Below are 12356 nucleotides of genomic sequence, written 5' to 3'. Positions count from 1 at the left end.
GCCATATTTGTATTATACAAAATATGACAATTGATATAGCTAGTATTACGTTAACGCTAACATATCTATCATCGCAAGTGATTACGACATTGATTTTCGGGTATTGAATGGATAAATGAGAAGCCCGCACCGGTTTTATACGATGCGGGCTTCAGCGTGTCAACTTGCCATTGGTCTATTCTTCGGCTTGCATGGCACGGTGACGGACGATGTCGAATTCATCGCGGCGGCTGAGGGCATAGAACGCGAACAAAGTTATCAACAGGAGCAGCAGGAAGATCCAGAGCGGAGCCTGCCGCGTCGCGTCCGGGGCGAAGGATGTGGTCTGTTCGTCGGAGTTGCACCGGTAAGCCGCAGGGTGGATGTCGCCGGTGCGCCACGCTATCGCCTGGCACTTCGGGTTGATCTTCTTAGGGGTTGCAGGGCGCTGGGACGGAGTGCTGTTGGTATCTCGACCAGCTTGGTTCGCGGCGGCTCCGGGATTCGCGGCGGCGAGGGCACCGACGATGGGTGCTGCCACCGGTGAAGCGGCTGAGAAGGTGACCGGAGATGCGGAACTCGGAATCGCAGGCGCGATTTCGGTGGCAACGCCGCGGCCCGGTGTGGTTGCTGTCGTTGCGCTGTTGTGATTCTGCGTGGCGGATGGCGACGTAGATGGCTTCGAAGGCTTGGGCTTGTTGACTTTCCAGGTCGCGTAGAGCGTGATATCGCCGTGAGACAGGTCAATCTGATCTCCGGGCTGATACGTGGTGCCGGTGCCATTGGACTTCTTGGCCCAGCTTTTGAACGTGCAGCCGGCTTCGGGGCAGCCGCTGATGGTAAACGGGTTGTCGGGAATCGTGCTGGTTCCATCGAGGGCGACAAGGCTGGCAATGGGATCTGCAAGCTCGGCGCCGTTGTAGTCGCGGACGGGTACATCGGTGCCCTTGGCCACTTCGGAGTACTGGATGATGGGCGTATTGTTGATGACGCTGGTGCCGTGGGGCAGCGTGGTGGCCGGCTCGAGTGTGAGCTTGTTGGGGTTGGCGATACGCACGTAGGTGCCCACCCTCGCCGTGTCCGGGCTGTTCGTCCGGGTTTCCAAGCTGACCTGCGTGTAATGGATGACGCCAGCCTTGTTGACGTGGGCCGAGTCCGTGCCGGGCACCTCGAGCTGCACCCAATTTGCGGCCGGCAGGTCGACGGTGGACGCGAGCTTTGTGTCTTTTCCGATTTCAAATTGCTTCAACTTGTCGCAGCCGCTTAACATGTCGCTCATATCGGTGACCGCGCCGGTGTTGAACTTGACGCCAAGGTCCAGATTGGTGAGGCTGGAGCAGTCTTTGAACATGTTTGCCATGCCGGGGACGTGGTTGGTGTCGAAGCCGCTGAGGTCGAGGTTGGTCAGCTTGGTGTCTCCGGCGAACATGCCCTCGATGTCGTAAGTAATGATGGGGCTTGTTGCCTCATAATCTTCATCAAAGTTATCGAGCGGAAGCTGGGTCTTAACGGGACTATCCCCGTTGACCATGCTGGTGTCGAAGCCGCTGAGGTCGAGGTTGGTCAGGTTGGTGTCCCCGGCGAACATTTCCTCCATGCTCAGAGCGCTGCTGGTGTTGAACTTGCTACCCAGGCTCAGATTGGTGAGGCTGGAGCAGTCTTTGAACATCATCGCCATGTTGGGGACGTGGCTGGTGTCGAAATGGTCGCCGAGGTTCAGGTTGGTCAGGTTGGTGTCTCCGGAGAACATCTCGGCTGTGCCGTAATGATTGGGCACGTTGAACAAGTTGTAGGTGCCGAGTTGGCCGATCTCGAATTTGTCGCCGAGATCGAGGCTGGTCAGGCTGGAGCAGTCTTTGAACATCGCCCAGGTGCCAAAATAATCGTCTACGCTCGAAGTGTCGAAATTGTCGCCAAGATTCAGGTTGGTCAGGCTCTTGCAGCCGTCGAACATCCCGTACACGGCTTGGGCGTTACTGGTGTTGAAATGGTCGCCGAGGTCGAGGCTGGTGAGGCTGGAGCAGTTGCGGAACATGTTGAACATCTGCGAGACCGAGGTGGTATAGAACGTGTTGCCGAGATTCAGGCTTTCCAGCTTGCGGCAGTTGGAGAACATTTCTGCCATGCTGGTGCACCAACGGGTGTCGAATTTATTGCCGAGATTGAGGCTTTTCAGCTCATAGCAGTCTTTGAACATGATGTCCATCTGCATAACCCGTTGGGTGTTGAATTTGCTACCTAGGTCGAGGCCTTTCAACTTTTCGCAGTCGTAAAACATGCCGGACATGCTGTTGAATCTATTGATGCCGACGTTGCTGGTGTCGAATTTGCTGCCGAGGTCGAGGTTTGGCAGCACCAGTAATTCTCTGAACATGTAATCCATGTTGGTGACGTTGCTGGTGTCGAATTTGCTGCCGAGGCCGAGGTTTGTCAGCTTGGTGCAGTGGTAGAACATGCTGCTCATGTCGGTGACGCCGCTGGTATCGGCAAAATCGCTGAAGTCGAGGCTTTCCAGGATGGGTAGTTGGGAAAACAGATTGCTGCAGTTTATGGGAAGCATCGTGGTGTTGGGGCCAACGAAGGCGATTTTGGTGACGGTGGTGTCTAGACCCGGGAAAGCACGGAACAGCCTGCTGTCTAGGGTGCCGCCGCCGTTGCCTGCACTGATGTTGAGCTGGCAGCCGCCGGCGATGTCGGTCAGTTGCCCGGTGACGTTGGGTCCTAGGCTTCTGACGGTGGTGTCGCAGAGGTCTTGTGTGGAGGGCAGCTGCGGTGTTGCCCGCGCGGGGGAGTGGGTCGCCTGCGATTGGGGCGTGGCCGGCTTTGGCGCAGAAGACGTGGAGGACGTGCTGCCGTCACTCGGGGTGGCGGATGTGGTCGGCGTTTGAGGCTGGGCCGGGTTTTCCGGCTTTGTGTCCGGCGTTGATGGCGTGGTAAGTATCTGGCTTTGAGTGTTTTCTGGGTGTGAGCGCTGAATGTCATCAGCGTTGGAGAGTGACGGAATGGACAACATAGCTGCGGCGGCCAAAATCGCGATGGCTGCCTTCAATGGTGTACGCATGATTTCTCTCCCCTGTTGTTAGCTTGCTCAGCCGGCTGATGACGTTCCCCGCGTCGCCGGCCAGTTCGTAACATATGCTAATTATTATTGTAATATATAAATGCAATGCAGAAAAAAGTGTTCCCGCTGGGAAAAATGAACGGGACATCTTACGGTGAAATGCCTGAAAATACAACGAAAATCAGGATTTTTGAGCCTTTTCTGACTTTCGTCGCAGGATGGAGTGAAGTTTGATTTGAAAAGCAACATGAAGTGCAAATCGGGGATAAGTGAATAACCTAGCAAGCCGAATGCAAAACGCCCAGACACATGCGGGGCACGTGGCTGGGCGTTTTGTGAAACTTGGAGGTTTAGAAAGAGTGAATCTAGATCAGAAGTCCCAATCCTCGTCGTCGGTGGCCTCGGCGTTGCCGATCACATAGGAGGAGCCTGAGCCGGAGAAGAAGTCGTGGTTCTCGTCGGCGGAAGGCGAGAGCGCGGCGATGATCTCGGGGCTCACCTTGGTCTCGGCGGCGGAGAACTTGGCCTCGTAGCCGAGGTTCATCAGCGTCTTGTTGGCGTTATAGCGCACGAACGCCTGCACGTCGTCGATGAAATCGAAGCCTTCGTAGACCTGATCAGAGTACTTGACTTCCAGGTCGTAAAGCTGGTTCAGCAAATCGTCGGTGTACTTCTTGAGCATTTCCTGGTCGGCGGCGGTGCGATGCTCGAGGTGGCGCTGGTACTTGTAGCCGGAGTAGTAGCCGTGGATAGCCTTGTCGCGAAGGATGAGGCGGATCATGTCGGCGGTGTTCATCAGCTTCGCACGGCTGGAGAAGTAGAGCGGCAGGTAGAAGCCCGCGTAGAGCAGGAGGCTGGAAAGCATCACGGCCGCGACCTTGCGCTTCAGCGGGTCATCGGACTGGTACTGCTCCATGACGATGCGCACGCGCTCCTGCACCAGGTCGTTTCCCACGGCCCAGCGGTAGGCTTCGTCGATCTGCTCGGAGGAGCAGAGGGTGGAGAAGATGGAGGAATAGGAGCGGGCGTGCACCGACTGCATGAAGGCGATGTTGGTGTAGATGGCCTGCTCGTGTTCCGTGAGCGCGTCGGGGATCTGAACGAGCTCGCCGACGGTGGCCTGCTCGGTGTCGAGCGTGGTGAGGCCGGTGAAGACGCGCACGGTGGTCTGACGCTCGTGCTCGGTCATCGAACGCCAGGAAGGAATGTCGTTCGACAGCGGCACCTTCTCAGGCAGCCAGAAGTTGGCGATGAGGCGGTTCCATACCTCGAGGTCTTTGTCGTCCTGGATGTTGTTCCAGTTGACGGGGCGGATGCGCAGGGACTTGGGATCCGCGCCCTTTGCGAAGGCCGTCGACCACTGCGGGGGTGTCAGCGAATCGGCCATCATCTTGTCATCGGCGAGTTTGACCTCGTTTGTCATGAGTGTTCCTTCTTTTATGGCGTTCTGGTTTTTAAAGTTTCGTCGGTATCCGCTTGCTGCTTTGGCCGGCCGCGCGCGAATACGTTTTCGGAGGGTTCATTCTCCCGTATTCCGTTGACATAGAGCGGTTGGTTTCCCAACGGTGACAGCACTATATCTAGTGGTTCGGCAATGTGATACCTCTATATATAGTAATGGCAAGGTTGCAGCTTCGCTTTGCGGCACGCGGGGCAATGCTGTGATGTACCTAACATGGGCATGTCATACATTGATGGTGCGAGAAGCCGACCGACGACTGTACGTTACCCGTGCGGACCGGCCCGAATGCCGCCAAACGCCTATGTCACTATGCGAAATAATGGTGCGACACCGGATGGAACGCAGTACTTTGGTGTGCGAGAACAGAGAATCGAAGGTGCGCGGTAGGTCTTGCGCTCTCTAACACGATTTCATATGTTTCATTAGAAATTATTAGGACAGAAATTATCGGAACTGAAAGGGTGAGTATGGCGAGTATTAAGGAACGTATTTTCCGAAAAGAGGACCCCAGCGTCTATGAGCAGAAGGACGCTCATCTCAAGCGTACCCTGCGCGTACGGGACTTCCTGGCCCTGGGCTTGGGAACCGTCCTGTCCACGGCTATCTTCACCCTGCCCGGAACGGTAGCGGCCCAGCACGCAGGCCCGGCGGTGGTGCTTTCCTTCATCGCCGCTGGCGTCGTCGCTGGTCTGGTGGCCTTCGCCTATGCTGAAATGGCTTCGGCGATGCCGTTCGCAGGTTCGGCGTATTCATGGATCAACGTCATTTTCGGTGAGTTCTTCGGTTGGATCGCCGGCTGGGCCCTGCTGGCGGAATATTTCATCGCCGTGGCCTTCGTCGGTTCGGGCCTGTCTGCCAATTTCCGCGGTTTGATTGAGCCTTTGGGCTTGAAGCTGCCGAAGATGTTGGCCAATCCCTTCGGCACCGATGGCGGAATCATCGACCTGGTTTCCGTGGTCGCGATTCTCGCCGTGGCGCTCCTGATTTCCCGAGGAGCCAGCCAAACCAGCCGTGTCGAGAACGTTCTGGTGGTGTTGAAGGTCATCGTCATCCTGCTGTTCATCGTGGTTGGTTGCACGGCGATCAAACCGGAAAATTACGTACCGTTTATTCCCAAGTACCATCTCAATCCTGACGGGTCGGCCTTCGGCGGCTGGCAGGGTATCTATGCCGGTGTCTCGATGATTTTCCTGGCGTATATCGGCTTCGATTCCATCGCCGCCAATTCCGCCGAGGCCAAGGACCCCGCCAAGACGATGCCTAAGGGAATCATGGGTTCCTTGCTGATTGGCGTCGTGTTGTTCGCGGCCGTCTCGCTGGTCCTGGTCGGTATGTTCCACTATCCGCTCTATGCCAACAACGCCGAACCGGTGGGTTGGGCCTTGCGCAAGAGCGGCCACGTGATTATCGCCACCATCGTGCAGGCGGTGGCTTGCTTGGGCATGTTCGCAGCGTTGATCGGCATGATGATGGCCGGTTCCCGTCTGCTTTATTCCTTCGGTCGTGATGGTCTGCTCCCGAAGTGGCTGGGCAAGATCAACGAGAACCACCTGCCGAACAACGCTTTGCTCGCGCTGACGGTCTTCGCCGTGATCATCGGTTCCATCTTCCCGTTCGCGTTCTTAAGCCAGCTGATTTCGGCTGGAACCCTGATCGCCTTCATGTTCGTCTCGCTGGGTATCTATGGCCTGCGCAAGCGCGAAGGCAAGGATATCGCCGAGCCCGGCTTCAAGATGCCGTTCTATCCGGTGATGCCCGCCTTGGCTTTCATCGGCTCGTTGGTCGTGTTTATCGGGCTGAGCAACGACGCGAAGATTTATGCGTTGGGCTGGTTCATTTTCGGCCTGATTCTGTATTTCTGCTACGGAATGCGACATTCCGCTTTGAACAACAAGAAGTAAGGAGGAGAAGTTGGATAACAATCAACAATTATTGGCCCAGGAGAGCAAGGTCCTGTCTCCTGCGGTGCGTATCCAATATTTCGATATCGTCATCCAAAAGGCCAAAGGTGCCCTGCTGACCGATGCCGATGGACGTGACTATATCGACCTGCTGGCCAGTGCGTCCGCGACGAATACCGGCCATTGCCACCCCCACGTCGTGGAGGCGATCCAAAAGCAGGCAGCAAACCTGATCCAGTACACGCCGGCCTATTTCGCCAGCGGCCCTGAGATCGAATTGGCTCAGCGCCTGGCTAAGCTGGCACCGATGAGCGGGCCTGTCAAGGTCGCCTGGGGCAATTCCGGCTCGGACGCCAACGACGCGATCATCAAGTATTCCCGCGCCTATACCGGCCGTCAGTACATCGTCAGCTACACGGGTGCCTATCATGGCTCCACCTACGGCTCGATGTCCATTTCGTCGGTCAGCCTCAATATGAGCCGCAAGATGGCTCCGATGCTCCCGGGTGTGGTGAAGGTGCCGTATCCCGATTTGCATAAGCGGCTGCCCAACGAGAGCGAGGACGAGTTCATCGAGCGGATGATCGCCGCCTTCAAGCTGCCCTTCGAGACCTATCTGCCGGCCGAGGAGGTCGCCGCAATCGTCATCGAGCCGATTCAGGGCGATGGCGGCATCATCAAGGCGCCGCAAAAGTATATGGACTTCCTCTGGAAGTTCGCGCACGAGCACGGCATCGTCATCGCGATCGATGAGGTCAACCAGGGCATGGGGCGTACCGGCAAATGGTGGTCGATTCAGAACTTCGGCCTCGAGCCCGACCTGATGACCATCGGCAAGTCCATCGCCTCCGGTCTGCCGCTGAGTGCGATTATCGGGCGCGCGGAGATCATGGACTCCTTGGGTTCCCCGGCCGTCACCTACACGACCGCCGGCAACCCGGTCACCACGGCTGCGGCGAACGCCACGCTGGACGTCATGGAGCAGGAGCATCTCGTCGAGCGTTCCGCGAAGCTGGGCCCTGAAGTCAAGGCCTACTTCGAGAAGAAGCGTGAACAATACGATTTCATCGGCGACATCCGTTTCTACGGTCTCGACGGCGGCATCGACATCATCAACCCGGAAACCGGGGAGGGCGACCAGGAGGCTACGACCAAGCTGATCTATCGCCTCTACCAATTGGGCGTCATCATCATCAGCCTTTGTGGCTACATCCTGCGCTTCCAGCCGCCGCTGGTCATCACCGAAGACCAGCTGCAGCAGGCCTTCAAGGCCTTCGACCAGGCGCTGGCCGAACTGGCGGAGGGTAAGCTGAGTCTGCCCGAAGACGCCGGGAAGATCGGCTGGTAATAAGCTAAGTCAGTAGTAAATGACATCAGACGGGCTGTCGGCTTTCAGTGGCCGGCGGCCCGTCTGGCTTTTCTGACGGGTCGGCTGGCTCGGAAGTTCTTCTGAAGGTTCTCTTTCGAAATCATCTTCGAAATTCTTTCCGGAAATCCGTGTGGCAGAGTGAACATCGTGGTCCACTATTAAAAAATTCGCTGATTGCCAAATTGGCGAAATGGCGTGTCGTGCAAAGTTGCGAAATTTCACAAGAATTCCCGACCTTATCCATCCGCAGACAATCGACTTCGGCGATTGCTTAAAACGGCGAATTTTCCACCATTTAGCGACATGAGAACAACAATAATGTCTGGTTTACTATTCTTAACGTTCTATTATGTATATTTCGCTTTATGAAGTGTATCGTTTGATACCTAATTTGCAAATTCTCTCTGTCTAGAACATAATAACTATAGTGGATTAAAATTATTAGTCTGTGTATCTAGAGAATGAGAAGAAATGGCTACCAATAAGAAGTTAGTCAAGGTATTTGGTTCGGTTGTCGCTTTGGCCATGTTATGCGGAACCGCCGCTATTTCCGCGAGTGCAAGCGACTCAAGTGCGGGTGGGAGCGACCAGAATTCCTCTGCTCAGCAGGCCAATGCGAAAGCGGAGGAGAAAAATAAGTCTGCCAAGAACGATGGGCAGGCAGTTGGAAGCGGTGAGACGGCCGCCCACGCCAAGCCGCAACCTCAATCAGATAACGGCAATGGTTTGAAGAGCGAAACGTCCAAGGAGTCCGCAAGCGTGCGGGATCCGCATGCTCCGGATGCCCCAAAGGGTGCAAGCTCTCAGCCCCAGGATGTCCAAAACGGTATAAATTCTCAGCCTCAGAGCGTAACGAATCAGCCATCTCAGCCTACGAACGACAATCATGGCCCAAGTTCTTCGCAGCTCGGCCAGAAGCCAAGCAAGCCGAGTGCCAGCCTTACTTTTGCCGATGGTGGATTCACGTTCAAGGTGGTCGATGGTTCGCTGCTCCAGTTCCGCAGCGACGGCAGCTATACCTATCGTTCCTTCGACGCTACGACGACTTCTGCCAGCCCGAAGCAAGTAACCTTGGAAAAGGATGGCATCAAAAAGTACGAATATCCGTACGGTTCGGCGCTGAGCCTGGTCATGATGGATGCAGACGGGACGTTGGATACCGTCCGCTTCGATGTGCCCGGAAATCTTGTCGCCGAAATCGGCGGTGGCAACAAAAACGGCTTTTCCATGACGCGTAATGACGAATGGCGTGAACAGACCTCCGTTCGGAAGTGGGGAAGTGCCACGATAACCAGAAATAACGTCTTCACTAAGAGTGGCGGATCCGAAAGCGATAACTACTTTATCGGCGACGGCACGCTTGGCAGCTATACCGACGCTCCCTGGTACACGGGCAGGTGGGGCACCAGCCAGATGTCGGCCACAACCAAGATCAACTTCACGGATCCGCAACACACGGCCCTTCCTGCCAACAGCACAAGAATGTTCGCTTACCAGCGCGTCGAAGACATCTTCGACATGGACCAAATCGGCAAGCTCGATACCAGCAAGGTGACGGACATGAGCTCCATGTTCTACTCGACCCCTTGGCTTACGAGCACCGCAGCGCTCAAGAATTGGGATACCTCAAAGGTGACCGATATGAGCAATATGTTCAGCGAGACGTACGTTTCGGAATTCACGGCGCTTTCAAGCTGGAACCTTTCGCAGGTAAAGAACATGGCACGTATGTTCTACGATGCGCGCGGCCTGAAAAGCCTTGGTGACGTGAAAAACCTCAAGCTCGGCAGCCTGAACGACATGACCGAGATGTTCGCGTTGGACGGAGACCTCAAGGATGTGAGCGTCCTCGGCACTTGGGACACTTCGCATGTCACATCGATGAAAGGCCTTTTCTCAGGCGCGCGCGGATATCAGGACGAGTCTCCGTCGACCGAATCGTTGACACAGCTCAAAGGCGTCGATAAGATCAACATGAAATCCGTGACTGACGCCAGCCAGATGTTCGCCTATAACCAGAACCTGAAGTCGATCGGCGGAATTGAAAATCTGCAGGTTTCCAACGTAAACAAGATCGATAGCATGTTCTGCGACGATTGGGCGTTGACCGATCTTGACCTGCACGCGTGGAACACGAAGAACCTCAAGAACATGTCCGATGTGTTTGCCATGGATATCGGCATCTACTACGGCCACGGGATGACGGGCAGCGAGAAGAAGATGCCAAGCCAGCTCACCTCGGTCGATCTTTCGGGCTGGGACACCTCTTCGGCGGAGAATATGTCTTCCATGTTTTCCGGTTGCTCGAGGCTTACCGAAATTAAAGGCATTCCGGAGTGGAACACCGCGTCCATGAGCAGCATCAGCGCCATGTTTAAGAATTGCTACAAGCTTTCCACGATCGATCTTTCCCACTGGGACATTTCCCATTTGAAGGAGGCGGGCTACGCGTTCCAGAACTTTGGCAAGGATGCAAAGGACGTCAATCTTGACTCGTTGAAGGGTTGGGATTTCGCCGGCCGGGACGTCAAGGTCGATCGCATGTTCGATGGTTGTGCGGCCAAAACGCTGCCCATCGCCGGTTGGAGCATGGGCGGTGTTCGATCTACCGAAAACATGTTCAGCAATATGCCGAACCTCAAGACGCTGGACGTTTCGAAATGGGACACGCACAACAACGAGGCCACAGCTGACATGTTCCAGAATGATCCGAAGCTTGAGTCGGTCGACGTCAGCAATTGGGACACCAGCAAGCTCTGGCTTATGGATGGCATGTTCAGCGGGGATTCCTCGCTGACGAGCGTCGGCAGCATGGCTCACAAGTCCGGAAGCAAGGTATGGGACACCTCCATCGTTGCCAATGCATTCAACATGTTCAAGGATTGCCCGAAGCTCAAGTCATTGGACCTGAGCGGATGGGACCTGAGCCAGGTGCATTCGGATTACCAGCATGAGGTCCACGAAGGCAACAACACCACATACCATTACAATTACGGCATCGACAACATGTTCTCCGGCGACTCCGGACTCGAAAGCCTCGATCTTTCGAACTGGAACGTTAGTAAAGCGACGACTTTGAACAACGTATTTGCCGGTACTTCGAGCCTCAAGACCATGAATCTTTCTGGTTGGGACGCCAGCAAGATCAAGAGCTTCGACAACACCTTCAACGGTGCGGGCGCGCCTGAAGGCATGAAGCTCGACCTCTCCGGCTGGAAGGTCAACAACGCAGTCAACGCTGAGATGTCGATGCGCGACGCCAACGTTGCCGCGCTCGACCTCACCGGTTGGGACACGACGGCGAATACCGGCTTCCAGCCGCGTTTCTCCGCCAAGCTCCGCCAGCTCACTGTGGGTCCGAAGACCACGCTGCGCCCGGAATACTTTGTCGCCGGTGTCGAGCCCGGTGGCGTCACTCGCGACTTCAGCCAATATAGCGGCCAATGGGCCGAGGCCAGCGCCAAGGCCAGCGCCGAGCAGGCCTGCACCGCCCCCGACGGTTCGAGCTATACGGCGCAGGGCGAGGCGTGGTCGAGCTGCGGACGGGCTTCCGGAAGCAGCGCCACGGCCGCGATGATTCAGCGGGCCAATGCCAACAAGTCCGAGGCGACCTACGTTTGGGAACAGGGCGCGCTGGTGCATTTCGCCGGCCTCGACGCCACCAAACCGAAGGATTCTTACGACGACAAGGCGATGGCTCCGAAGAAGCTTTACGGCGCTGACGGCGAATCGATCAAGGTGGACGGCTCCGCGACTCCCGTCGACGTGCACGGTATGGCGTTCGTGGCTCCCCAGGCGCTTGAAGCCAAAGGTTTCAGCAATGTCGGCTGGCTGCGCGATGGCGATACGGCGGCGAATATCAGTGCTCCCGGCACCAAGATGTGGGTGCCTGCCGGCGAGCAGGTGGTGCGGGCCATGTGGCAGATTTCCAGCCCAAGCAAGCCCGATAAACCGAGTAAACCGAGTGAGCCCAGCAAGCCTAGCAAGCCGGAAAATCCCAACAAGCCGAGTTCGCCTAGCCAACCCAGCAAGCCAAGCACTCCTGTCACTCCGATGAATCCCAGCAATCCTGGTCCCGGTAACGGCGGCGGCAACGCGGGCGGGAACGCCGGATTGCCTTCGGCTCCTGCGTCTCCGGCACCTTCGTCCGGCGCTTCCGGCCAACGGTTCTTCTCGGGAGCGACGGGTGTAGCTCCGCAGGCCGCCGCCCCGCAGAGCAATGACAAAGCGCAAAAAGGTACTGCCAATAACAGCAAGCGCGGCACTCAGCGTGAGCCGAAGAAGAAGCCGGTTTGCGTCCCCAGAAACCAATCCAGCTCGTCATATGAGATTGACGCTTCCGGTTACGTGGTGCCGAGCACGGTGTACTGCGAGGAAGAGACGACGGCTTCGCCGGAGGCCCTCATGCAGACGCATCCCGCTTTCCCATGGTGGATTATTCTGCTGGTGGTCTTGGCGGTACTTGCCTGCTATGCCGCCACGAGGCGCAGCCAGATCGTCTACGCGCAGCATCGCGGCAACGAGTAGAGCGGACGCTAATCATCGAATCCGACTGAATTTGTTTTGGATATTGATATAGGTTGC

General features: G+C 56.4%; 5 protein-coding genes. 3 read left to right on the top strand and 2 right to left on the bottom strand.

What is annotated here, in order from left to right:
• Positions 1-175 precede the first annotated feature (175 nt).
• Both OZX62_RS09295 and nrdF read right to left on the bottom strand, forming a co-directional pair.
• Positions 176-3040 carry a BspA family leucine-rich repeat surface protein gene (locus tag OZX62_RS09295; RefSeq protein WP_277175898.1) on the bottom strand — a complete coding sequence of 955 codons (2865 nt, stop codon included), beginning with the start codon at positions 3038-3040 and terminating at the stop codon, positions 176-178.
• Between the two features lie 370 nt (positions 3041-3410).
• Complete coding sequence (gene nrdF, locus OZX62_RS09290) at positions 3411-4430, bottom strand: class 1b ribonucleoside-diphosphate reductase subunit beta (protein ID WP_277177093.1); 1020 nt, start codon at positions 4428-4430, stop codon at positions 3411-3413.
• Positions 4431-4969: 539 nt separating this feature from the next.
• On the opposite strand from nrdF, the gene OZX62_RS09285 reads away from it, so the two are divergent.
• From OZX62_RS09285 to OZX62_RS09275, 3 genes are all read left to right on the top strand, one after another.
• Complete coding sequence (locus tag OZX62_RS09285) at positions 4970-6403, top strand: amino acid permease (RefSeq protein ID WP_277175897.1); 1434 nt, start codon at positions 4970-4972, stop codon at positions 6401-6403.
• A gap of 10 nt (positions 6404-6413) precedes the next feature.
• Positions 6414-7751: an aspartate aminotransferase family protein gene (locus tag OZX62_RS09280; RefSeq protein ID WP_277175896.1), complete on the top strand. Its 1338-nt coding sequence runs from the start codon at positions 6414-6416 to the stop codon at positions 7749-7751.
• A gap of 492 nt (positions 7752-8243) precedes the next feature.
• Positions 8244-12299 carry a BspA family leucine-rich repeat surface protein gene (locus OZX62_RS09275; protein WP_277175895.1) on the top strand — a complete coding sequence of 1352 codons (4056 nt, stop codon included), beginning with the start codon at positions 8244-8246 and terminating at the stop codon, positions 12297-12299.
• Positions 12300-12356: the final 57 nt, after the last annotated feature.

Origin of the sequence: Bifidobacterium sp. ESL0690, from assembly GCF_029392315.1 — a bacterium.
Taxonomy (GTDB): Bacteria; Actinomycetota; Actinomycetes; order Actinomycetales; family Bifidobacteriaceae; genus Bifidobacterium.
Note: the sequence above shows the minus strand (reverse complement) of the source record. Positions and strands in the feature narration are given on the sequence as shown.

What these genes read in the sequence shown, in the direction of transcription:
- nrdF (WP_277177093.1), bottom strand. Translation starts at nt 4,430, where the DNA reads ATGATGGCCGATTCGCTGACACCCCCGCAGTGGTCGACGGCCTTCGCA.
- OZX62_RS09285 (WP_277175897.1), top strand. Translation starts at nt 4,970, where the DNA reads ATGGCGAGTATTAAGGAACGTATTTTCCGAAAAGAGGACCCCAGCGTC.
- OZX62_RS09295 (WP_277175898.1), bottom strand. Translation starts at nt 3,040, where the DNA reads ATGCGTACACCATTGAAGGCAGCCATCGCGATTTTGGCCGCCGCAGCT.
- OZX62_RS09275 (WP_277175895.1), top strand. Translation starts at nt 8,244, where the DNA reads ATGGCTACCAATAAGAAGTTAGTCAAGGTATTTGGTTCGGTTGTCGCT.